General features: G+C 62.6%; 20 protein-coding genes and 1 riboswitch. Of the genes, 6 read left to right on the plus strand and 14 right to left on the minus strand.

What is annotated here, in order from left to right; all coding sequences use genetic code 11:
- Positions 1 to 63: 63 nt before the first annotated feature.
- From RVM27_RS02450 to RVM27_RS02500, 11 genes are all read right to left on the minus strand, one after another.
- A complete protein-coding gene (locus RVM27_RS02450) occupies positions 64 to 1,359 on the minus strand; it encodes an adenylosuccinate synthase (protein ID WP_039177535.1) in 1,296 nt (431 codons plus the stop codon).
- Positions 1,359 to 2,552: an ATP phosphoribosyltransferase regulatory subunit gene (locus RVM27_RS02455; protein WP_394424927.1), complete on the minus strand. Its 1,194-nt coding sequence runs from the start codon at positions 2,550 to 2,552 to the stop codon at positions 1,359 to 1,361. Before RVM27_RS02455 ends, RVM27_RS02450 begins: the two co-directional genes overlap by 1 nt.
- Before the next feature lie 195 nt (positions 2,553 to 2,747).
- Entirely contained in the window at positions 2,748 to 3,632 is an 885-nt protein-coding gene (gene hflC / locus RVM27_RS02460; protein WP_039177541.1) for a protease modulator HflC, read from the minus strand.
- Positions 3,633 to 4,913: an FtsH protease activity modulator HflK gene (gene hflK, locus RVM27_RS02465; RefSeq protein ID WP_218314815.1), complete on the minus strand. Its 1,281-nt coding sequence runs from the start codon at positions 4,911 to 4,913 to the stop codon at positions 3,633 to 3,635.
- A gap of 145 nt (positions 4,914 to 5,058) precedes the next feature.
- Positions 5,059 to 6,369 (minus strand): HflX GTPase family protein, encoded by a 1,311-nt coding sequence (hflX, locus tag RVM27_RS02470; RefSeq protein WP_498957261.1) that lies wholly within the window; start codon positions 6,367 to 6,369, stop codon positions 5,059 to 5,061.
- A gap of 36 nt (positions 6,370 to 6,405) precedes the next feature.
- Positions 6,406 to 6,654 (minus strand): RNA chaperone Hfq, encoded by a 249-nt coding sequence (gene hfq / locus RVM27_RS02475; protein ID WP_016913446.1) that lies wholly within the window; start codon positions 6,652 to 6,654, stop codon positions 6,406 to 6,408.
- A gap of 163 nt (positions 6,655 to 6,817) precedes the next feature.
- Positions 6,818 to 7,756, minus strand: coding sequence for a tRNA (adenosine(37)-N6)-dimethylallyltransferase (gene miaA / locus RVM27_RS02480; protein WP_498957262.1), 939 nt, complete (start codon positions 7,754 to 7,756; stop codon positions 6,818 to 6,820).
- A gap of 47 nt (positions 7,757 to 7,803) precedes the next feature.
- Complete coding sequence (gene mutL, locus RVM27_RS02485; RefSeq protein ID WP_100730759.1) at positions 7,804 to 9,714, minus strand: DNA mismatch repair endonuclease MutL; 1,911 nt, start codon at positions 9,712 to 9,714, stop codon at positions 7,804 to 7,806.
- Positions 9,715 to 9,792: 78 nt separating this feature from the next.
- On the minus strand, positions 9,793 to 11,274 hold the full coding sequence (locus RVM27_RS02490; RefSeq protein WP_498957263.1) for an N-acetylmuramoyl-L-alanine amidase: 1,482 nt from the start codon (positions 11,272 to 11,274) through the stop codon (positions 9,793 to 9,795).
- The gene (gene tsaE / locus RVM27_RS02495) at positions 11,265 to 11,762 is read right to left on the minus strand and encodes a tRNA (adenosine(37)-N6)-threonylcarbamoyltransferase complex ATPase subunit type 1 TsaE (protein ID WP_039177559.1); all 498 of its coding nucleotides are present in this window, start codon (positions 11,760 to 11,762) and stop codon (positions 11,265 to 11,267) included. The genes RVM27_RS02490 and tsaE overlap by 10 nt, the downstream gene beginning before the upstream one ends.
- A gap of 11 nt (positions 11,763 to 11,773) precedes the next feature.
- On the minus strand, positions 11,774 to 13,267 hold the full coding sequence (locus RVM27_RS02500; RefSeq protein WP_498957264.1) for a carbohydrate kinase family protein: 1,494 nt from the start codon (positions 13,265 to 13,267) through the stop codon (positions 11,774 to 11,776).
- A gap of 126 nt (positions 13,268 to 13,393) precedes the next feature.
- Between RVM27_RS02500 and queG the strand changes: the two genes are divergently transcribed.
- Positions 13,394 to 14,503: a tRNA epoxyqueuosine(34) reductase QueG gene (gene queG / locus RVM27_RS02505; protein WP_287807345.1), complete on the plus strand. Its 1,110-nt coding sequence runs from the start codon at positions 13,394 to 13,396 to the stop codon at positions 14,501 to 14,503.
- A gap of 6 nt (positions 14,504 to 14,509) precedes the next feature.
- Here the strand turns inward: queG and orn are convergent, their stop codons facing one another.
- Positions 14,510 to 15,103: an oligoribonuclease gene (gene orn, locus RVM27_RS02510; RefSeq protein ID WP_287807346.1), complete on the minus strand. Its 594-nt coding sequence runs from the start codon at positions 15,101 to 15,103 to the stop codon at positions 14,510 to 14,512.
- A 146-nt stretch (positions 15,104 to 15,249) separates the two neighbouring features.
- Here orn and rsgA point away from each other — a divergent pair, with 146 nt between their 5' ends.
- From rsgA to asd, 3 genes are read left to right on the plus strand one after another with little or no spacing between them, the layout of a single operon-like run.
- On the plus strand, positions 15,250 to 16,275 hold the full coding sequence (gene rsgA, locus RVM27_RS02515) for a small ribosomal subunit biogenesis GTPase RsgA (protein WP_026001635.1): 1,026 nt from the start codon (positions 15,250 to 15,252) through the stop codon (positions 16,273 to 16,275).
- Positions 16,276 to 16,328: 53 nt separating this feature from the next.
- Positions 16,329 to 17,168, plus strand: a complete 840-nt coding sequence (locus RVM27_RS02520; protein ID WP_081136963.1) for a sulfurtransferase — start codon at positions 16,329 to 16,331, stop codon at positions 17,166 to 17,168.
- Between the two features lie 52 nt (positions 17,169 to 17,220).
- Complete coding sequence (gene asd, locus RVM27_RS02525) at positions 17,221 to 18,063, plus strand: archaetidylserine decarboxylase (protein WP_016913436.1); 843 nt, start codon at positions 17,221 to 17,223, stop codon at positions 18,061 to 18,063.
- 22 nt (positions 18,064 to 18,085) lie between these two features.
- On the opposite strand, the gene epmA is transcribed toward asd, so the two are convergent.
- Together epmA and efp are read right to left on the minus strand one after the other, a co-directional pair.
- Positions 18,086 to 19,066, minus strand: coding sequence for an EF-P lysine aminoacylase EpmA (gene epmA / locus RVM27_RS02530; protein WP_016913435.1), 981 nt, complete (start codon positions 19,064 to 19,066; stop codon positions 18,086 to 18,088).
- 70 nt (positions 19,067 to 19,136) lie between these two features.
- A complete protein-coding gene (efp, locus tag RVM27_RS02535) occupies positions 19,137 to 19,703 on the minus strand; it encodes an elongation factor P (RefSeq protein WP_016913434.1) in 567 nt (188 codons plus the stop codon).
- 112 nt (positions 19,704 to 19,815) lie between these two features.
- Between efp and epmB the strand changes: the two genes are divergently transcribed.
- Both epmB and RVM27_RS02545 read left to right on the plus strand, forming a co-directional pair.
- Positions 19,816 to 20,838, plus strand: a complete 1,023-nt coding sequence (gene epmB, locus RVM27_RS02540) for an EF-P beta-lysylation protein EpmB (RefSeq protein ID WP_039177581.1) — start codon at positions 19,816 to 19,818, stop codon at positions 20,836 to 20,838.
- 209 nt (positions 20,839 to 21,047) lie between these two features.
- A riboswitch (guanidine-I (ykkC/yxkD leader) is annotated at positions 21,048 to 21,166 on the plus strand.
- A 58-nt stretch (positions 21,167 to 21,224) separates the two neighbouring features.
- Complete coding sequence (locus RVM27_RS02545) at positions 21,225 to 22,298, plus strand: putative urea ABC transporter substrate-binding protein (protein WP_189462894.1); 1,074 nt, start codon at positions 21,225 to 21,227, stop codon at positions 22,296 to 22,298.
- The last annotated feature ends 9 nt before the right edge of the window (positions 22,299 to 22,307 follow it).

Below are 22,307 nucleotides of genomic sequence, written 5' to 3' on the forward strand. Positions count from 1 at the left end.
CCAGGGCTGCAAACAAAACGGGGCGACGTCACCGTCGCCCCGTTTGGCTGGCATCGGCAGGTATTAGCTGTCGAAGGGATTGCGCAGCACGATGGTTTCCACGCGGTCAGGGCCGGTAGAGATGATGTCGATGCTGGTGCCTACCTGCTCTTCCAGGTAGCTGATGTAGGCACGGGCGTTGGCGGGAAGATCTTCGACCTTCTTCGCTCCCAGAGTCGACTCTTTCCAGCCCGGCAGGTCGTGATAGACCGGCTCGACGGCTTCGTAGCCCTCTGAGTCCACCGGATTGTCGAGCACTTCACCGTCCTTGCTGCGATAGCCGACACAGACGCGAATGTTCTCCAGGCCATCGAGCACGTCCAGCTTGGTCAAGCAGATACCCGAGACCGAGTTGATCTGCACGGCGTGGCGCAGGGCCACGGCGTCGAACCAGCCACAGCGACGCGGACGCCCGGTGGTAGCACCGAACTCATGGCCGCGCTCGGCCAGGTGGCGGCCGTGGTCGTCGAACAGCTCGGTGGGGAACGGGCCAGAGCCTACACGCGTGGTGTACGCCTTGGTGATACCCAGCACGTAATCCAGGTACAGCGGACCCACGCCAGAGCCGGTGGCGGTACCACCGGCCGTGGTGTTGGAGCTGGTCACGTAGGGGTAGGTACCGTGGTCGATATCCAGCAGCGAGCCTTGAGCCCCTTCGAACAGAATGTTCTCACCGGCCTTGCGCAGGTCGTGGACCATGCTGACGGTATCGCTGACCATGGGGCGCAGCTCTTCGGCCATCTGCATGGCGCTGTCGAGCACTTCCTGGAAATCCACCGCCGGTTCGCCGTGGTAATTCACCAGTACGAAGTTGTGGTAATCGAGGACTTCACCCAGCTTGGAGGCAAAACGCTCGCGATGCAGCATATCGCCCAGGCGCAGGCCACGACGGGCAACCTTGTCTTCATAAGCCGGGCCGATGCCACGACCGGTAGTGCCGATCTTGGCCACGCCACGGGCCTTTTCTCGCGCCTGATCCAGGCGCACGTGGTACGGCAGGATCAGCGGACAGGCTGGCGACAGGCGCAGACGCTCACGCACCGGTACGCCCTTGGCTTCCAGCTCGCGAATCTCCTTGATCAAGGCTTCCGGAGAGAGCACGACGCCATTGCCGATGACGCAGGTCTTGCCCGGACGCAGCACGCCGGACGGAATCAGGTGAAGAACGGTTTTCTCACCATCGATGACCAGCGTGTGGCCAGCATTGTGGCCACCTTGAAAGCGAACCACGGCAGAAGCGGATTCGGTCAACAGATCGACGATCTTGCCTTTGCCTTCATCGCCCCACTGAGTCCCCAGGACTACGACATTCTTACCCATTATGCACTCGTCTCTTGTGTCAGGGCCGCTGTCTGCCAACGGCCGTCGATAAACTCAAGACGGCGGTCACAGTTGTGCTCCGCCGGCCCAGTACGCTGCCCAGGCAGCGCTTGAATAACGCGTTCACCCTGCTCGCGCAGTGCCACGATGGCAGCATTGAGCGACTCATCCTCCTGGGCTGGCGCCCACACCGCTTTGCGGTCAGGAGATGCTGGCGCCAGGGAGGCCAGCTGTTTCAGATCCATCGAGAAGCCCGTCGCCGGGCGGGCACGCCCAAAGGCACGCCCAGTATCATCATAGCGCCCCCCTTTGGCCAATGCGTAGCCATAACCGGGAACGTAAGCCGCAAACATCATGCCGGTGTGGTACTGATAGCCACGCAGCTCGGCCAGGTCGAAGTACAAGGCCACGTCGAAACGCGCCAACACCCCTTTGTACAACGCTTCCAGCTGATCCAGCGCGGCATTGACCGGCGCCGGTGCGCCCGCAAACCGCTCACGCGCTTCGCTCAGCACCTCGGCGTTGCCGTGCAGTTCGCCAAGCGCCATCAGCATCTCCGCCAATACCGGGTCCTTGACGCTGGCCCCCACTTGCTCGGCCAACTGCCCAGGCGACTTGAGCGCCAGCGCCTCGAACAGCGCACGCTCCTGCTCTTCGCTGAGCGCAGCGGCTTCGACCAGGCTGCGATAGATGCCGATATGCCCCAGCGCCAGGTGGATCTCACTGGCACCGGCGGCATGCAGGCTGGCAAGCGCCAGGTGAATGATTTCGCTGTCGGCTTCGAGCCCCGCATGACCAAACAGCTCGACACCCACCTGCACGGGGCTGCGTCCCCCCTGATGCTGGTCGGCCTTGGCACGCAGCACGTTGGTGCAGTAGCACAGGCGTACCGGCCCCTGACGTTTCAGCGAGTGCGCATCCATTCGCGCTACCTGGGGCGTGACGTCTGCCGAGGCGCCCATCATGCGCCCCGTCAACTGGTCGGTCAGCTTGAAGGTTTGGAGGTCGAGGTCGGTACCGGTACCGGTCAGCAGCGAGTCGAGAAACTCTACCGGTGGCGGCATTACCTGGTCATAGCCCCAGGCGTGATAAAGATCGAGTAGCGCACGGCGCAGCTCTTCCATGCGGCTTGCCTGAGGCGGCAGCACCTCATCCATGCCGTCGGGCAGTAGCCAGCGGTCAGCGATGGTCATGTGAACAATCCTGCAAGACGATGAAGGCCCGGCCGACGGCACCAGGTGGGCATCTTGACCTGCCCGGCCTGATAACGCACGTAACATGGGGCCACAAAAAAACCGGGCGACGCCCGGTTGATAAAGTCTACCACGTTTGGAGCCCAGTTGAACCCCGCCGGGCGCATCGCCCAGCGGGAAACCAGCATCCTTCGCTTACTCGTCGCTGTCCGGCATGGCGCTGCGCAGGTAGCGGAAGAAGTCGCTGTCTGGCTCCAGTACCAGCAGGTTGCCGTCGCCGGAGAAGCTCTGGCGATAGGCGTTCAGGCTACGCCAGAAGGCGAAGAATTCCTGATCCTGGCTGTAAGCCTGGGAGAAGATCGCGGCGGCTTCGGCATCCCCTTCACCACGCAGGGTCTCGGAACGCTCGTTGGCTTGCGCCAACAGAACCTGACGGCGGCGGTCGGCGTTGGCGCGAATACGCTCGGCCTCTTCCTGACCCTGGGCACGCCACTCGCGCGCTTCACGCTCACGTTCTGAGCGCATCCGCTCGAAGACGGCAGCGGATACGTCTTCCGGCAGGTCGATCCGCTTGATACGAATATCACGAATCGCCACGCCCAACTCTTCACGCATCAGCTCGTCGAGTTCGCCGGTGGGTCCGGTCATCAGGTCATCACGGCGCTCGGCAATGATTTCCTGAAGATTGAGACGACCGAACTCATTACGCAGGCTTTCGTCGACACGGGGCTGAATCAGGCGCACCGCCATCATCTCGTCACCCGCAGTGGCCTCGTAGTAACGGGTGGGGTTGACCACCTGCCACTTGACGTAGGAGTCGACGATGACCGCTTTCTGCTCGAGGGTCAGATAACGGCTGGTATCGGTATCGAGGGTCAACAGACGCACATCGAACTTGCGCACGGTCTGGGCAATCGGAATCTTGACGTGAAGCCCAGGCTGAATGTTCTCTTCGATGACTTCACCAAAGCGCAGCTTGACGGCACGCTCGGTCTCATCCACCACGTACAGGCTGTTGCTAGCCAGCCAGGCAACTGCGGCCAGGCCACCCACGATCAGCAGGGAACGGTTATTAATCATTTAGCGACCCTCCCTGCGAATGGACGAACTACTGGATGATGACGAAGCGCCACCCTGACTGGTACGCAGCGAATCGAGCACGCGCGGGTCGATAGCGTCACTGCTGTTACTGCTGCTGTCGTTGCTGCTGGAGCTGCTCGAACCGCTGCTGCTTCCACTGCGCATCTGATCCAGCGGCAGGTACATCAAGGGCGCATTGTCGCTGATATCCAGCAGCACCTTGGGCGTGTTCCCAAAGACTTCTTCGATGGCATCCAGGTACATACGCTCGCGCATCACTTCCGGTGAGTTCTGGTATTCGGTCAACAGCGCATTGAAGCGGTTGGCCTGACCCTGTGCTTCGGCAACGACCGATTCACGGTAACCCTGCCCCTGCTCTACCACGCGCTGAGCCTGACCTTGTGCAGCCGGGATGATCGCGTTGGCATAAGCCATACCTTCGTTGATGGTCCGCTGGCGATCTTCGCGGGCACGGATAACGTCATCGAAAGCATCGATCACTGGCGCGGGCGCCGAGGTGGACTCGATGTTGATGGTCTGCAGACGAATACCGGCACCATAGGCATCCAGATAGGTCTGCAGGCGGCTGGCCACAGAGCTACCGAGAATTTCACGACCCGAGGTCAGGATGTCGATCATGTCGGTGCCGCCCACCACGTGACGCAGAGCCGAGTCCAGCGCATTCTCGATGGAGAGTGCCGGATCGCGCACATTCAGTACGAAATCACGCGGATTGGCCACCTGATACTGGGCAGAGATTTCGACTTCGACGATGTTTTCATCGCGAGTCAGCATCGACTGGGTCTGTGCAACGGAGCGAACGCGGGTGACGTTCACCATACGCACATCGTCGATCAGCGGCGGATTCCACTGCAGACCGGGACTAACGATGCCCTGGAACTCACCAAAACGCAGCACGACGCCACGCTCGGACTGATCGACCAGATAGAAACCGGACGCACCCCAAATGGCCAGCGCCACGATCAGCAGCAAGCCGGGCAGTGCAAACGAGTTGCGCGGCTTGCCGCCGCCCTTGTTGCCGCCGCTACCGCCACCGCTCTTCTTGCCGCCGCCCAGCATGCCGTTCAACTTGTCTTGAAACTTCTTGAGCGCTTCATCAAGGTCGGGAGGCCCCTGGTTGTTACCACCGTTCCCACCATTGCCTCCGCCGTTGTTGCCGCCGTTATTACCACCACGGTCACCGCCGTTATTGTTGCCACGACGCCCCCCGCTGCTCCAGGGGTCGTGCTGGTTGCCACCACCGGGCTCATTCCAGGCCATACTTCGTCTCCACTAAGGTGTTCACCTGCACCGTACCTTACGCTCAGGCAAGGCCGAGTGCTTTTGATATTATTGCTATATCAATCTTGTACCACACTTCCACAACACTGCACCATGGGCAGCAAGGGAGCCGGCACTTGAAGGGCTACCATTCGTCAGATTCGCGTAATGCTTCTGGTAAATAGGTATTGGCGCGCTCGCCCAGCTGGGCCATCAGCTGATTGAAATCACGCCGCGGCAGGCGCACGTCCAGTACGGAACGCCCCTGCTCGTCGAAACTCTCTTCGCGTACGGCATTCAGCTCGTGTAGGCCAGCGCGCAGCCTGCCCTGCTCTGGCGCCAGGGTCAACGAGAAGCCGATCACGTCATTGGCCAGACGCTCTGACAGCGCCTCGTGCAGCAGCTCCAGACCCTGCCCCTGCTGAGCAGATAGCCATACCGCGCTCGGCACGCCGTGACCGTCGTACTCGATGCGCGGCGCGCTATCCAGCTTGTCGATCTTGTTCATGACCTTGAGCACCGGCACGCCGTCAGCGCCGATCTCCTTAAGCACTTCGTCCACCTGCGCCACGTTCAATTCGCGATCCGGGTCGGCGGCGTCGATGACGTGGACCAGCAACGTGGCTTCGGAAGCCTCTTGCAGGGTCGCCTGGAACGCCTCCACCAGCTTGTGCGGCAGGTGACGGATGAAGCCTACGGTATCGGCCAGCACGACGGGGCCGACATCTTCTATTTCCAACCGTCTGAGCGTCGGGTCCAGCGTCGCGAACAGCTGATCGGCGGCATAGACTTCAGCACTGGTCAGCGCGTTGAATAGCGTCGACTTGCCAGCGTTGGTGTACCCCACCAGCGACACGCTGTGGATCTCGGCTCTGGCTCGGGCGCGGCGATTCTGCTCGCGCTGGCTGCGCACCTTGTCCAGACGCTTGTGGATGGACTTGATACGGGCACGCAGCAATCGCCGATCGGTCTCCAGCTGCGTTTCGCCGGGACCGCGCAGGCCAATGCCGCCTTTTTGCCGCTCAAGGTGGGTCCACCCACGTATCAGACGGGTAGACATGTATTCGAGCTGGGCAAGCTCGACTTGCAGCTTGCCCTCATGAGTTCGCGCCCGCTGCGCAAAAATATCGAGAATCAGACCGGTGCGATCCAAGACACGACACTTGAGTTCCTTCTCAAGGTTACGCTGCTGGGAAGGGCTTAAACTGTGGTTGAAGATCACCAGTTCCGCTTCATGGGCTGCGAGCATCGCCCGCAGCTCCTCCAGCTTCCCGCTCCCGATGAACGTTCGGGAATCGGGTCGCTGGCGGCTAGCTGTGAGCAACGTCGCGGGCTCTGCACCGGCAGAGCGCACAAGCTCCAAGAACTCACCCGGGTCTTCTCGTGCCTGCTCATCATAGAAATCTACGTGAACAAGGACTGCCGTTTCACCGGCTTCAGGGCGTTCAAAAAACAATCAATACCTCGTGGACTCTCTTGCCATCCAGCCGTCTCAGATGTCAGCGTCAGCCGCTGAGGGATCCTGTGCTGGCAGGCGCACATTGCGCGAGGGCACGACGGTGGAAATGGCGTGTTTATAAACCATCTGACTGACGGTATTGCGCAACAAGATGACAAACTGGTCAAACGATTCAATCTGGCCCTGCAGCTTAATGCCGTTTACCAGGAAAATAGAGACCGGAATGCGCTCCTTGCGCAAAATATTCAGGTACGGGTCTTGAAGGGACTGCCCTTTGGACATGTTGCTCTCCCTAAACTGTCGTTGGGGTTGGTTATCAAATGGCGCGCCCTACTGGTGCTGCGCCGCAATCTTGTTGCCCGAAAGGCCTAGTGTCGATTCGAGCGCCAAAGGCCACTCTAAAACACTCACTCTAAAACACTTGTCACGAAATCACTATCTTACGCTAAGCACCGCTTTCACGCACGAATTTCAGCAGCTTATCCAGCGTATCCGGCTGCTGCGTATCTATCCAGCGCAGTGCTGGCCAGCTACGCAGCCACGTCAGCTGCCGCTTGGCCAGTTGACGCGTAGCGATCACTCCCCGGGACACCAGCTCGTCCCAGTCATACTCACCATCCAGATATTCCCATACTTGACGGTAGCCAACACTTTTCATCGAGGGCAAGCCCGCATGAATATCTTTACGCTTTTTGAGGGCGGCGACCTCATCCATCAAGCCCTCATCCAGCATGGCGTCAAATCGCTGGGCAATACGCCGGTGCAATACCGAGCGATCGAGCGGTGACAAGGCTATCGACAGCACCCGCCAGGGAAAGGTTTCCGCTTCCTGCTCAGCCCACAGTTCACTCATCGGCCTGCCACTGGCATGGAACACTTCCAGAGCACGCATCAGCCGCTGTGGGTCGTTGGGGTGAATGCGCGCCGCCGAGACCGGATCCACGCTGGCCAGTTCGCGATGCAGTGCTGCCAGCCCTTGCTCTGCCTGCATGGCCGCCAGCCGCTCACGAATGAGCGGGTCTGCGGCGGGCAGATTGGCTACCCCTTCCACCAGGCGTTTGAAGTAGAGCATGGTACCGCCCACCAACAGGGGGACTTTGCCTGCCGCGCTGATTTGCCGCATCTCACGCAGCGCATCTTCACGAAAATCAGCGGCGGAATAGGGGTCTGCCGGGTCCCGCAGGTCGATCAGCCGATGGGGGGCGCGGGCCAGCTCCGCAGCACTCGGTTTGGCGCTGCCGATATCCATGCCACGGTACACCATGGCCGAATCGACGCTGATCAGTTCGTGCCCCAGGGTTTCGTGCAGCGCAATGGCCGCATCGGTCTTGCCTGCCGCGGTAGGTCCCATCAAGAAAATCGCCAAAGGGCGCTGGTCAACCATCGGTCTGCCCTGCTTCACGGAATAGGTTCATAGGGGGTGTCTCAAGGCTACTGGCCACGCAAGAACAGACGATCGAGCGCCTTCATGTTCATTTGCGTCCAGGTGGGGCGACCATGGTTACACTGGTCGCTACGCTCGGTGCGCTCCATGTCGCGCAGCAGCGCATTCATTTCATCCAGAGTCAGGCGGCGATTGGCGCGCACGCTGCCATGGCAAGCCATGGTGGAGAGCAGCTCGTGAATGCGCGCCTCTACCTGATGAGTGCGGCCAAAGCGCGACAGCTCCTCCAGCATTTCGCGCACCAGTGCCTCGGGGTCTGCCTGGGCCAGCAGGGCTGGCAACTGGCGAACCAGCAGCGTTTCCGGCCCTGCCACGTCCAGCTCGATACCTAGCTGCGCAATGGCCTCGCGCTCGCTTTCGGCTGTCGCCACTTCGCTGCGGCTGGCGGCCAGCGACACCGGCACCAGCAGCGGCTGAGCATCGATACCCTGCGCGGCAGACCACTGCTGCTTCATGCGCTCATAGACGATGCGCTCATGGGCCGCATGCATATCCACCAGCACCAGCCCCTGGGCGTTCTGAGCCAGAATATAAACACCATGCAGCTGACCCAGCGCGAACCCGAGCGGCGGCGCGGCCGTGGCATCCTCCTGGGGCATGACGGGCGGCGCCTCGCGCACCTGATGGGCTTCAGGCATCGTGGCCGTTGGCGGGCTGGGCTGAGGCGTCAGCAGCGTCTCTTCATGGTCGGGGTGAAGCGCCTGATAGCCCTGCATGAACCGCCGCACCCGCTCGGCTCCTGGGTGGCGGCCTTCACTCTCCGCCAACGCCATGCCCTGCTGCTGCCAGCGTGGCGCCGGGGCCGCAGGCGGCTCGGCATCAGGCGTAATCGACTCGGCTTGCGGGGCTTGGTCAACCTCGGGCTCGGCACCTTCACTGGGCCGCGACACCGCCAGGCAGTGATGCAGGCTGGAGTAGAGAAAATCGTGCACCATGCGCCCATCGCGAAAGCGCACTTCATGCTTGGTGGGGTGCACGTTGACGTCGACCACGTCCGGGTCCAGCTCCAGGTAGAGCACGAAGACCGGATGCCGACCGTTGTAGAGCACGTCTCGGTAGGCCTGACGCACCGCGTGGGCCACCAGCCGGTCGCGCACGACGCGCCCATTGACGAAGAAGTACTGCTGGTCCGCCTGGGAGCGCGAGTGCGTCGGCAGGCCCACCCAGCCACTGAGCCTTAGCCCCCCGGCTTCCCGCTCGATGTAGCGGGCATGCTCGATGAAGTTCTTGCCCAGCAGCGAAGCGATGCGCCGTTCTCGCGCGGCGGCGGTATCCCCGGGCGGCAGTTGATGCACCACTTTCTGATTATGGCGCAGCACCCAGCCAATATCGTAACGCGACAAGGCCTGGCGGCGGAACGCCTCTTCCACATGGGCGAACTCGGTCTTCTCGGTGCGCAGGAACTTGCGTCTGGCCGGCGTATTGAAGAACAAATCACGCACCGCCACGCTGGTGCCACGCGGGTGCGGCGCAGGCGTCACTCTGGCCTCCATGCCACGCCCTTCCGCCACCACCCGCCACCCTTGACGGGGATCGTCTTCAGCATTGGATACCAGCTCCAGCCGGGAGACCGAGCTGATGGAGGCCAGCGCCTCCCCGCGAAACCCCAGCGAACTGACGCCTTCGAGATCTTCCAGGCTGGTGATCTTGCTGGTGGCATGACGCGCCAGGGCCAGCGGCAGGTCCTGCTCGCCGATACCGATGCCGTCGTCGCGAATCTTGATCAACCGGGCGCCGCCTTGCTCGATATCCACCTCGATACGCTGGCTGCCCGCATCGATGGCGTTTTCGATCAACTCCTTGGCCACCGACGAAGGCCGCTCGACTACTTCTCCGGCCGCAATCTGGTTCGCCAGACGGGGGTCCAGTACCTGTATCCGCCCAGCGGCAGAAGTCAATTCAGCCAACCTTCACCTCACCTGTTTCCGTTGCTTCGTTTCCATAGCACTGTTGCCTCGGCCTGCTCGTCATCCGTTTCAAGAGCGGGGAATGCGCAGCACCTGACCCACACGAATCACGTCGCCGTTCAGGTCATTGGCCTGCTTGAGCTGGTTCACCGGCACGCCATGGCGAATCGCGATAGCCGACAGGGTATCGCCAGACTGGATACGGTATTCGTTGCCCGTGGGGCGGCGCTGATTGTCGCGCTGCCAGGCCAGCAGGCTGGCCGGTGGCGGGTTGCTCTGAAAATGCTCGCGCAGGCCGCTGAAAATCGCCGTCGACAGGCCTTGCTGATGCACCGGGTCGCGTAGCCGTCGCTCTTCGTCGGGATTGGAAATGAAGCCCACCTCGATCAACAGCGACGGAATGTCCGGCGACTTGAGCACCATGAAACCGGCCTGCTCCACGCGACTCTTGTGGAGGCGATTCACCCGACCCAACTGTTCCAGCACCTGCCCACCGATGGAGAGCGAGTCGTTGAGCGTGGCGGTCATGGTCAAGTCGAGCAGTACGCCACGCAGCACCTGGTCCTTGTCGCGCAGCGACAGACTGCCGTCGACACCGCCTATCAGGTCGGCGCGGTTTTCGCTGTCGGCCAGCCACTGAGCGGTTTCCGAGGTGGCACCCCGCTGGGAAAGCGCATACACCGAGCTGCCTTGCGGCCGGGGGCTGGTGAAGGCATCCGCATGGATGGAGACGAAGAAATCGGCTTTCTGCTCTCGGGCCAGCTGGGTACGCTGGCGCAGGCCAAGATAGTAGTCACCGTCACGAATCAGCACCGCCTTGAAGCCTTCGGTTCGATTGACATCGGCGGCCAGGCGACGGGCTATCTCCAGCACCACGTCCTTCTCCCGAGTACCGGCAGGCCCGATGGCGCCGGGGTCTTCCCCTCCGTGCCCGGCATCGATGGCGATGATGATGTCGCGGCGCGGGTGGGGCTGCGCAGGCTGAACCTCGACCGGCTGGGTGGGTGCTTCTGGCACATCGGCCACCGCACTGGGCACATCTGCCTGCTGGGCCTGGGCACTACGCTGCGCCATGATCTCCTGGTCGCGGATCATCGCCTCGATGGGGTCGATGGGGTTTTCGACGGCACTTTCACCGGGGTACTCCAGATCCACCACCAGCCGATGACCGTACTGGTCGTTGGGCGGCAGAGTAAAATGACGCGGGGAAATATCGCGATTGAGCTCCAGCACCACGCGCAGGCCGCCACCATCTCGGGAGCCCGTACGCACGGCGGAAATCGCGCTGCCCTCCAGGGGCAGCGTCGAGACATCGGTATCGAGCTGGCTGTCGTCGAGGTCGATGACCAGCCGCGCCGGATTGTCCAGGGTAAACACATTGGCCTGCGCGGCGGCGGTCAAATCGAACACCAGCCGCGCATGATCGGGGGCCGCCCACAGGCGCATGCTCTCGATGGTCGCCGCCTGCAACGATGCACTACTCATCAAGAGCAGTGCGCACCCGGTGGCCAACCTGCCTGCCCAGGCAGCCAATGACTGTCTCATGTCCATTGAACCACACCACACTCCTGTTGCTGTTCAGCCGCCAGCGTTTCGAGCTGAGCCAACACCGCAACTCCATGCGGCGTCTCGGCACTTAATGACAGCAGGCGGCCGGGTGACGCCACCTGCAAGCGTATCCACAGATCGGGCGCGGGCAGCCAGCCAGCGCCCTGGCTGGGCCACTCCACCAGGCACAAGGCCTGGTCGGACAGCACCTCTCGGCCGCCGATGAACTCCAGCTCTTCCGGGTCGGCAAGGCGGTAAAGATCCAGGTGATAAATCCGCTGCTCGCCTAGCTCGTAGGGCTCTACCAGGGTATACGTGGGACTTTTGACCGCCCCCTGATAACCATAGGCACGCAAGATGCCTCGCGTCAGCGTCGTCTTGCCTGCCCCCAGGTCGCCTTCGAGATACACTCGCCCGCGACCTTCCAGCGCCTTGCCCAGCGCTTCTCCAAAGGCAACGTGGGCCATTTCGTCACTTGATTGCACCTGCATGTGGGCTGCCTTCACGGGTTGATAAACGCTCGTGCATAGGATGCCAGATCACTTGCCAACAGGCCACGCTCTCCGCTGGCTTTCGCGGCGGCATCGCCCGCCAGGCCGTGTACCATGACACCCAGCCAGGCGCTCCACTCCAGGCGATCATGCTGGCCTGCCAAGGCTCCCAGCATGCCGCTCAGCACGTCACCCATGCCGCCGCTGGCCATGCCGGGATTCCCGTATGGGCATACCACCAGCCCACTGGGGCCGACGATCAGGCTGCCTGCCCCTTTCAAGATCACCACGCCGCCACGGGCACGCTGCAAGGCCCGCGCCGCCTCGGGGCGATCCGCCTGTACCTCGGCCACCGTGCACCCCAGCAGTCGCGCGGCTTCCCCCGGATGCGGGGTCAGTATCCAGTCATCGCGGCGCACGTCAGGCCAGCGGCTGGCCAGCAGGTTCAGGGCATCGGCATCCACCACCAGCGGCGTCGCCCCCTGCAGTGCACTTTGCAACAGCGCCTGCCCCCAGGCGCCCTGCCCCAGACCTGGGCCAATCACCACCACATCGGCGGTGTCGGGCAGTTCGGCGGCTTCCGCCCCGCCGCGCACGGCTCGGGCCATGACTTCCGGACAGCGTACCAAACTCGCGGTAATGTGCTCCTCGGCCGTCGCCAGGGTGACCTTGCCCGCGCCTAGCCGCGCCGCGGCCTGGGCGGCCAGCAAGGCGGCTCCACCAAAGCCGGGCGCGCCGCCCATGACCAGCACATGCCCCAGATTGCCCTTGTGGCTGATCCGCGAACGCGGTGCAAAGGCGTCGGCCAGCAGCGCTTCATCCAGTCGCCAGGCCGTGGGCGGAATATCGAAAAAGGCCTGAGCCTTTACGCCCAACGGGCGAAAATCGATCTCGCCGGTATAGGCTGGCGCGTCGCCGGTATGCAGCCCGACCTTGTCGCCAATGAAGGTAACGGTGCCATCCGCCACCACCGCACTGCCCAGCACGGCCCCGCTATCCGCCGACAGACCCGAGGGAATGTCCAGCGCCAGTACCGGCTGGTGCGCACCATTGATGGCCTCGATGGCCTGTCGGATGTTGCCTTGGGGCTCACCGGCAAGCCCGGTACCCAGCAGGGCATCGACAATCACCTCCCCCACCAGGGTCGTGGCGGGCCGCCACTCGTCGAATCCCACCCCGGCGGCCGATGCCAGCCCCGCCGCCTTGGCAACGTCCCCCGTGAGCGCTTCCAGGGGTTTGCTCGAAAGCCGCTGAACCTTGAGCCCTGCCTGCATGGCCAGAGCCGCCAGCACGTGGCCATCGCCCCCGTTGTTGCCGCTTCCACACAGCACCGTGACGCTGCGGGCCTGGGGCCAGCGCGAGCGAAAACTGTGCCAGGCACTGGAAGCCGCGCGCTGCATCAGTGCGAAGCTGTCGATGCCACTGGCAATGGTGCGTCGATCCAGCTCACGCACCTGGGCCGCCTTGTACAAAGGGCGTAGCGATGAGGTACTCAGTGTGGACACGGTCTCTCCTTAGCGGTTGCCATGTGCCGGGGCGCTGCCGTCGTGGTGACACGGCAGCACCGTGCATGTCGTATGAAAGCGTAATGGGTTAGCATAGCGCGCCTGTCGCGCCAACGTTGATCAACCATGCCACCTTCCTCTGATTTTTCACTCTCTGCCGAGCAACTCCAGCAACTCGCCGAGCGAATCAAGCGCTGGGGGCGCGAGCTGGGCTTTCAGCAGGTCGGCATCACCGATACCGATCTTACCGTCCACGAGCGCCATCTCGAGCGCTGGCTGGAACAGGGCTACCACGGCGACATGGGCTTCATGGCCAAGCACGGCACCAAGCGCACCCGCCCAGCCGAGCTGGAACCCGGCACACAGCGGGTGATCAGCGTGCGCATGGACTACCTGCCCGCCGACGTTGCCACCACCAAAGTACTGGGGCAGCCCCAGCGTGCCTATGTATCGCGCTATGCCCTGGGGCGCGACTACCACAAACTGATGCGCAAACGGCTGGCCCAGCTGGCGCGGCAGATCGAGCAAGAGGTGGGCGCCTTTGGCTTTCGCGCTTTCGTCGACTCGGCCCCGGTCATGGAGCGTGCCTTGGCCCAGAAGGCAGGGCTTGGCTGGTTCGGCAAGAACGCCATGCTGCTCAACCCCCAGGCTGGCTCGCTGTTCTTTCTCGGCGAGCTGTATACCGACCTGCCCCTGCCCGTGGACCCGCCCTTCGAGCGAGAGCACTGCGGCAGCTGCAGCGCCTGCCGCACGGCCTGCCCCACCGGCGCCATCGTCGATGACAAGGTGGTCGATTCGCGCAAATGCGTCTCCTACCTGACCATCGAACTGCACGGCGCGATCCCCGTGGAGTACCGCCGGGCCATGGGCAACCGTGTCTATGGGTGCGATGACTGCCAGCTGGTCTGCCCGTTTACCCGCTTCACACGCCCGACCCAGGAGCAGGATTTTGCTCCGCGTCACGATCTCGACCGCGCCTCGCTCGTCACTCTGTTCGGCTGGAGCGAGGCGGAGTTTCTTGACAAGACTGCCGGGAGCCCGATACGCCGCATCGGCTACGAGCGTTGGCTACGCAACCTGGCGGTGGGCCTGGGCAATGCGCCCTGGAGCAGTGACGTCGAAGCCGCCCTGTGGGCACGCCGCGCCTACCCCAGCGCGCTGGTCCGCGAGCACGTGGTCTGGGCACTGGCAGAGCAGCACCAGAAACGCGCAGCGCGCATCGCGACGCAAGGCTGAAAAGCGTCAGCGCGGATCAATGCTGCTGTCGCTGCCGGGCGCCACGCGCAGGAAGGTGCTGCGATAGTGGGCAAGCTCGGCAATCGACTCCTTGATGTCGTCCATCGCCAAATGCACGTTGCGCTTCTTGAACCCTTCCAGCGCACTCGGGTTCCAGCGCTTGGCCAGTTCCTTGACGCTGGACACATCCAGGTTGCGGTAGTGGAAGAAGCTCCACAGGGCGGGCATCTCACGCTCCAGAAAGCGGCGATCCTGATGGATGCTGTTGCCACACATGGGCGATGAGCCGGGCACCACGTAGCGGCTCAAAAACGCCAGCGTCTGCTGCTCGGCCTCTTCGGTACTCACCTGGCTGGCCTTGACCCGCGCCACGAGCCCCGACTCACCGTGAGTTTTCTGATTCCACTCATCCATGGCGGCCAGCAGGCTGTCCGGCTGCTTGACGGCAATCACCGGCCCTTCGGCCACCACGTTGAGATGCGCATCGGTGATCAGCGTGGCCACTTCGATGATGCGCTCCTTGTTCGGCTCCAGGCCGGTCATCTCCAGATCGATCCATACCAGCAGGTCGCTGCGCGGGGTGACGGCTTGCTCACTCATTCGTCTCATTCCTTGGCCAAAGTCGCTTCAACACGAGCGATGTGCATAAAAGTGTCGCTTATATTGCCTTGCACCGCACCCCGTAGGGGACAGCGGGTGGCTCAGGTGGTTACAATGCCTGCCATTGTAACGATCTTCGGGTGGTCATGAGCAAACGTAAATTAAGCCGTCAGCAGCAGTGGCGCGTCGAAAAAATCCAGGCCGAGCGCGCTCAGCGGGCGGAAAAACGCGACGCGCGGGACGCCGAAAAACTCTCCGCCGGGGAGTATGGTCCCGAACAGCCAGGCCGTGTGATGGCCCACTTCGGCCGCACCCTGGAAGTCCGCGATGCCGACGGCACCCCGGTACGCTGCCATCTGCGCGCCAACCTGGAAGGGCTGGTGACCGGCGACCGGGTGATCTGGCGAGCGGGTCAGGATGGCTCTGGCGTCGTGGTGGCCCGAGAGGAGCGCGACACCATCCTCAAGCGCCCGGATGCCAGAGGGCAGCTCAAGCCGGTGGCCGCCAACATCGACCAGCTGCTGATCGTCTTTGCGGTGGAGCCCGCGCCGCACCCCAACCTGATCGACCGCTACCTGGTCGCCGCCGAGGCCACCGGCATCACGCCCGTACTGGTGCTCAACAAGACCGACCTGCTGCCGGAAGGGGGTGGCGAACTTGGCCAACTGCTGGAGCGTTACCGCCAACTGGGCTATCGGGTGGTGCGTACCACCACGGCCAACCCTGACGGCCTGAACGCCCTGCGTCAGCAGCTGGAGGGCCGTACCTCGGTGTTCGTCGGCCAGAGCGGGGTAGGCAAATCTTCGCTGATCGATCTGCTGCTGCCGGACGAGACCCTGCGCATCGGCGCCCTCTCGGAAGATTCGCGCAAGGGTACTCACACCACCACCACCGCCAGGCTCTACGCCATGCGCAGCGACGAAGTGCACGACGGCGAGCTGATCGACTCCCCCGGCATCCGCGAATTCGGGCTGGTGCACCTCGATGAACAGGAAGTGACCAACGGCTTCATCGAGTTTCACCCCTACCTGGGCCAATGCCGCTTCAGGGATTGCCGCCATCGCAATGAGCCCGGCTGTGCTTTACTGAATGCCGTCGAGGCGGGCAAGATTCACCCAGAGCGCTTTACCAGCTACCGACGCATACTGGATAGCCTGAACACCCAGGCCTGACGGCTGACGCCGATGGCTCAGATTACTTTCATTGCAGGGACAGGGAGCCGACCATGACCAACAGCCACTCTTCCGAAACCAACGTGCTGCCACTGATCGTCGAACCAGAACAGCTCGTCGAGCATCTGGGCGACCCTCAGCTCTTGATCGTCGATGTGCCACTGAATGGCGACAGCTACCGGCAGGGGCACGTGCCCGGCGCCATTTACCTCGACTACCGCTATCTGATGCGCGGCGAGGGCCCGGTCCCCAACGACGTGCCCTCCGTGGCGTTTCTCTCGCAGCTGTTCAGCGCCATGGGCCTGACCCGTGATACCCACGTGGTGGCCTACGATGACGAGGGTGGCGGCTGGGCTGCTCGCCTGCTGTGGACGCTGGAGCTGATTGGCCATACCCGCTACTCCTACCTGAATGGCGGCATTCATGCATGGCGCGACGCGGGCCTCGAAGAGAGCACCGAGCCCACGGCCCCCACGCCCAGTGACTATCAGGCCGACATTCTCAATCCCCAGGCCGCCATCAGCCGCGACGAGATTCTCGACAAGCTGAACGACAAGCAGTTCGCCATCTGGGATGCCCGTTCGAAGGCCGAATACGACGGTGAGCGTGGCAACAACAAGCACCTGGGCCACATCCCCGGCGCGGTGAACATGGATTGGGTAGACGCCATGGATCGTCAACGCGCGCTGCGCATTCGCGACTACGCCGAACTGATCACCGAACTGGGCGCATTGGGCCTGACACCGGACATGGAGATCGCCACCCACTGCCAAAGCCACCACCGCAGCAGCTTTACCTGGCTGGTGGGCAAGGCCCTGGGCTTCAACATTCGTGGCTACGCGGGCTCCTGGGGCGAATGGGGCAATCGCGACGATACCCCCATCGAACGCTGATGACTGCCATGCGCCAACGACACTCAACCGACATCGAGACAAAGACACCACTGTGACCGTTTCTCAAAAAGCCTTTTCGCTACTGCAGTACCCACTGCCCCATCACGCGCTTTCCCGGCTGACGGGCAAGGTCGCCGCGTGCGATCAACCACGGGTCAAGAATGCCGTCATCAAAGCGTTCATCAAACGCTTCGACGTGGACATGAGCCAGGCACTGGAACCGGACCCTACCGCCTACGCCACGTTCAACGACTTCTTCACCCGAGCGCTGAAGCCCGATGCCCGCCCCCTGGGCGATGGCATCCTCAGCCCGGCCGACGGCACCCTTTCACAGTTTGGCCGCCTGTGCGCAGGCGACATCGTGCAAGCCAAGGGGCATCGCTATTCGGTGCATACGCTGCTGGGGGGGGACGATGCGCTGGCCCAGGAGTTCATGGCAGGCAGCTTTGCCACCGTGTACCTCTCCCCACGGGATTACCATCGCGTGCACATGCCGGTGACCGGTACACTGCGCGAAATGATCTACGTGCCGGGGCGGCTGTTCTCCGTCAATCAGGCCACCGCCAACTACGTGCCCGGCCTGTTTGCGCGCAATGAGCGTCTGGTCTGTATCTTCGATACCGAGCACGGCCCCATGGCCATGGTGCTGGTGGGTGCCATGATCGTGGCCGCCATCGAGACCGTCTGGGCAGGCCAGGTGACCCCGCTGGCGGGCACGCCCCAGCGGATGGTCTTCGGCCAGCCCATCGTGATCGAAAAAGGCGCCGAGATGGGCCGCTTCAAGCTGGGCTCCACGGTGGTCACCTGCTTCGCCAAGCCGATCACCTTTGCCGAGCATGAGCTGGGCGCCAAGGTGGCCATGGGCCAATCCTTGGCAACGCCGCAGGCGTCATAGCCAGCGCCCGGCACGACCAACCTCAACAGGCAGGGGTAGCAAACGCCAGTACTTCCTCCAGCTTCCCCTTGCCCAAGGCCTGCTGTATCAACCGGTCGATGCCCAGCGCGACACCGGAGGCAGCAGGCATTCCATGGGCCAGCGCGGCCAGCAGCCGCTCGTCCACGTCCACTTCGCTCAGCCCCAACCGACGACGCTCCTCGTTATCGCGGGCAAACCGCTGGCGCTGTTCATCGGCATCGGTCAGCTCATGGTAGCCGTTCGCCAGCTCGACCCCGTTCAGATAGAGCTCGAACCGCGACGCCACCCACTCCCCATCGCTATCCTGATGGCGCTGCGCGAGTGCCGCCTGGCTGGCCGGATAATCCACCACCACGCTCAGCTCCTGCTGGCCCAGGCGCGGCTCGATGACCATGCCCATGAGCAGATCGAGGCACGTATCACGCCCCTCCTCGGCCAACGCCTTGGCGGGCATGCTGCCCCGCTCGGCCGCCACCAGCCGCAGGGTGTCCAGCGACGTGGTGAAAGGGTCCACTTCCAGATGCGTATGAAACAGCTCACGGTAGCGGTAGTGCACCACTGGCCCAGGAGCATTGGGCATCACATGGGCGACCAGCGCCGTGGTCTCTTCGATCAGCTGGGCGAGCGAATAGCCCGGCTGATACCACTCCAGCATGGTGAATTCGATATTGTGCCGCGACCCCACCTCTCCATCACGAAAGCTCCGAGCCAGCTGAAAGATAGGTCCGCTTCCCGCCGCCAGCAGCCGCTTCATGTGAAATTCCGGCGAGGTTTGCAGCCACAGCTTGCGCTGGCCCTTGTCCGTGCGTGCCCGCGTCGCCAGCGACACGAGGTTGACATCGGTACTGCCCCCTTGCCCGAGGACGGGGGTCTCTACTTCCATGACATCCCGTGATACGAAAAAATGGCGCACTGCCGCAAGCAGGCGCGCACGCTCACGTAGCGTCTCCATGGATGCTGTTGGCTGCCAACTGGCCGTCATTCCCTTCTCCCTGACAACATAAAGCCACGCAGAGTGCGTGGCTTTGCTTACCGCTTGCAAGTGACGCCGATCAAGCGCGTGATACGTACTCACCGGAGCGGGTGTCGATCTTCAACACTTCGCCCTGGTTGATGAACAGCGGTACGCGTACCACGGCACCCGAGGAAAGCGTAGCAGGCTTTGAGCCGCCCTGAGCAGTATCGCCTTTCAGGCCGGGGTCGGTTTCGACGACTTCCAGCTCGATGAAGTTGGGCGGCGTGACCGAGATCGCCTTGTCGTTCCACAGCGTCAGGGTGTAGGGCACCTGCTCCTTGAGCCACTTTTCGGTCTCGCCCAGTGCTTTTTTCTCTACCGCGTACTGCTCGAAAGAGCCGTCGGTCTTCATGAAGTGCCACATGTCACCGTCGGTGTAGAGGTACTCCATCTCCAGATCCATGACGTCAGCGCCTTCCAGCGAGTCGCCAGACTTGAAGGTGCGCTCACCGACACGGCCAGTCATCAGGTTGCGCAGCTTGACGCGGTTGAACGCTTGACCCTTGCCAGGCTTGACCAGCTCGTTCTCGACGATCGAACAAGGATCGCCATCGAGCATTACTTTCAAACCCGCTTTGAATTCATTGGTAGAATAGTTCGCCATACTGCCTCTCAATGGTTCTATGGTGTGTTTCAGTCGGTGACGCGCGCAGCCCTGCTTCGCCGTCGTTAACCTTGTAGCCAAGTGCGCGCATGATAACCCGAAGGAGGGCTTTTTGCAGGAGAACATCATCATTGCCGGTCACTCGATATCCGACGAGGCGCCCGCCTCCTGGCAACGGCAACTATCCCGCGCCATTCGCGACCCGCAAACCCTCTGTCAGCGCCTTGGCCTGGACGCCCAGTGGCAGCAAGAAGCCCAGGCGGGGCATCGCCTGTTCGATATCTGCGTGCCCGAGGCGTATCTGTCACGCATCGCGCCCAACGACCCCGGCGACCCGCTGCTGCGCCAGGTCCTGCCGCTGGCCGAAGAAGCCCTGTCGCCGCCTGGCTATGTCACTGACCCACTGGAAGAAGCCGATCACCGCCCGGCCAAAGGCCTGATCCATAAATACACCAACCGCGTGCTGTTGATCGCCAGCCCGGCCTGCGCCATCAACTGCCGCTACTGCTTTCGCCGCCACTTCCCCTACCAGGAGCACGCGCCTTCGCGAGCCCAATGGCAGGAGGCCCTTGGCTATATCCGCCAGGACAGCGCCATTCGGGAAGTGATTCTCTCCGGCGGCGACCCGCTGGCCGCCAACGACAGGCAATTGAGCTGGCTGGTCGCGCAGCTGGAAGAGATTCCCCACCTGCAGCGACTGCGGCTGCATACGCGCCTGCCGGTGGTCATCCCGGACCGGGTGGATGACCACCTGCTGGGCTGGCTTGGCAACACCCGGCTGCAAAAGGTAATGGTGCTGCACATCAACCACGCCAACGAGATCGACCAGGCCGTGGTCGCAGCCTGCGCGCGCCTCAAACAGGCGGGCGTCACGCTGCTCAATCAGAGCGTCCTGCTGCGCGACATCAACGATGACGTCACGACCCTGGCCACGCTCTCCGAACGACTGTTCGAGGCGGGGATACTGCCCTATTACTTGCACGCCTTCGACCCCGTACAAGGCGCAGCCCACTACGACGTCACCGACGAACGCGCCAAAGCGCTGGTCCAGCAGTTGCTCGAACACCTGCCCGGCTTCCTGATGCCCAGGCTGGTGCGAGAAGTACCGGGCAGGATGAGCAAGACGCCGCTGTAAGCGCTGACAACCGATACAGCGTGGTGCAAGCCCAATGATAACGCACCAAAAAAATGCGCAGACAAAAGCGACGCTGCATGCCCTGTTCGTCAGAAACGTCGCCAAACGCATGATTCACCGTCATTTTTAAGCAAGCGGCCAATATCTTGCTGTGTTCATGGTGTTACACACGGGGTATTGGCCGCTATCGCAGCCGCACAATCGAGTTTCCAATAGATCGCTAGGGTTCCGACACCATCAACGAAACGCCCCTGATGGTTGTGGCTGGTCCGAGAGCGATCGACCTTGCAAGCGCAAGGTTACACGGCGGGATAAAAGCCCGGGAGGATAAGGCACAGTGATGCGCCGATGCCCCCTGAGTTTTTACTTAGCCGCTGGAGGCTCTCATGACCCGTTCCATCCGCACCCCTGGTAAATATCTGCTGGCTCCGCTCTCGGCCGCCCTGCTGGCCACCTCGCTGGCTCCCTCTTTCGTACATGCCCAGGAGCGTGATCAATTCAGCGTCTGCTGGTCCATTTATGCAGGCTGGATGCCTTGGGCCTATGCCGATGTCGAAGGCATCGTCGACAAATGGGCCGAGCAGCACGGCATCGCTATCGACGTGATACAGGTCAACGACTACGTCGAGTCCATCAACCAGTTCACCTCGGGCAACGTCGATGGCTGCGCCATGACCAACATGGACGCTCTGACCATTCCTGCCGCCAGCGGCGTCGACTCCACCGCACTGATCATCAACGACTACTCCAACGGCAATGACGGCATCGTGCTCAAAGGGGGCGGTGAGCTGGCGGATATCGAAGGCCGCCGGGTCAATCTGGTGCAGTTCAGCGTGTCTCACTACTTTCTGGCACGCGCCCTGGAGAGCGTTGGGCTGACCGAGCGCGACATCGAAACGGTCAATACCTCCGACGCCGATATCGTCGGCCTGTTTTCCAGCAGCAGTACCGAAGCCGTAGCCGCATGGAATCCGCAGCTCAGCACCATCGCCGAGATGCCGGACAGCCAGGTGGTATACACCTCGGCGGAAATCCCCGGTGAAATTCTCGACATGATGGTGGTGCACACCCAAACCCTGGCCGACTACCCCGCCCTGGGTCACGCCCTGGTGGGCGCCTGGTACGAGGTCATGGCGCTTGTCGAGGCCAATGACGAGCACGCGCTGACGATCATGGCCGATGCCGCCGGCACCGATCTGGAGGGTTACCGTGCCCAGCTAGAGGCAACCTACCTGTATACCGACCCCGCCGAAGCCGTGGCGCTGATGGAAAGCCCCGAGCTGTTGGACACCATGGAGCGAGTGGCCGACTTCAGCTTTACCCACGGGCTGTTGGGCGACATGGCACCCAGCGCGGGCGTGGTGGGCATCGAAACGCCCAGCGGTATCTTCGGTGACGAGAGTAACGTGCAGCTGCGCTTCGATCCTTCCTTTACTCAGGCGTACCTCGACGCGCAGTAACGAGGCCAC

Origin of the sequence: Halomonas sp. KM007 (genome assembly GCF_050709225.1) — a bacterium.
GTDB classification, from domain to species: Bacteria; Pseudomonadota; Gammaproteobacteria; order Pseudomonadales; family Halomonadaceae; genus Vreelandella; species Vreelandella hamiltonii.

Coding starts and splice junctions, on each gene's coding strand:
- miaA (WP_498957262.1), bottom strand. CDS start 7,756: ATGGTTGACCAGCGCCCTTTGGCGATTTTCTTGATGGGACCTACCGCG.
- RVM27_RS02545 (WP_189462894.1), top strand. CDS start 21,225: ATGACCCGTTCCATCCGCACCCCTGGTAAATATCTGCTGGCTCCGCTC.
- hflC (WP_039177541.1), bottom strand. CDS start 3,632: ATGATTAATAACCGTTCCCTGCTGATCGTGGGTGGCCTGGCCGCAGTT.
- orn (WP_287807346.1), bottom strand. CDS start 15,103: ATGAGTGAGCAAGCCGTCACCCCGCGCAGCGACCTGCTGGTATGGATC.
- tsaE (WP_039177559.1), bottom strand. CDS start 11,762: ATGCAGGTGCAATCAAGTGACGAAATGGCCCACGTTGCCTTTGGAGAA.
- RVM27_RS02450 (WP_039177535.1), bottom strand. CDS start 1,359: ATGGGTAAGAATGTCGTAGTCCTGGGGACTCAGTGGGGCGATGAAGGC.
- efp (WP_016913434.1), bottom strand. CDS start 19,703: ATGGCGAACTATTCTACCAATGAATTCAAAGCGGGTTTGAAAGTAATG.
- hflK (WP_218314815.1), bottom strand. CDS start 4,913: ATGGCCTGGAATGAGCCCGGTGGTGGCAACCAGCACGACCCCTGGAGC.
- rsgA (WP_026001635.1), top strand. CDS start 15,250: ATGAGCAAACGTAAATTAAGCCGTCAGCAGCAGTGGCGCGTCGAAAAA.
- RVM27_RS02490 (WP_498957263.1), bottom strand. CDS start 11,274: ATGGACATGAGACAGTCATTGGCTGCCTGGGCAGGCAGGTTGGCCACC.
- hfq (WP_016913446.1), bottom strand. CDS start 6,654: ATGTCCAAAGGGCAGTCCCTTCAAGACCCGTACCTGAATATTTTGCGC.
- RVM27_RS02455 (WP_394424927.1), bottom strand. CDS start 2,552: ATGACCATCGCTGACCGCTGGCTACTGCCCGACGGCATGGATGAGGTG.
- queG (WP_287807345.1), top strand. CDS start 13,394: ATGCCACCTTCCTCTGATTTTTCACTCTCTGCCGAGCAACTCCAGCAA.
- RVM27_RS02520 (WP_081136963.1), top strand. CDS start 16,329: ATGACCAACAGCCACTCTTCCGAAACCAACGTGCTGCCACTGATCGTC.
- epmA (WP_016913435.1), bottom strand. CDS start 19,066: ATGACGGCCAGTTGGCAGCCAACAGCATCCATGGAGACGCTACGTGAG.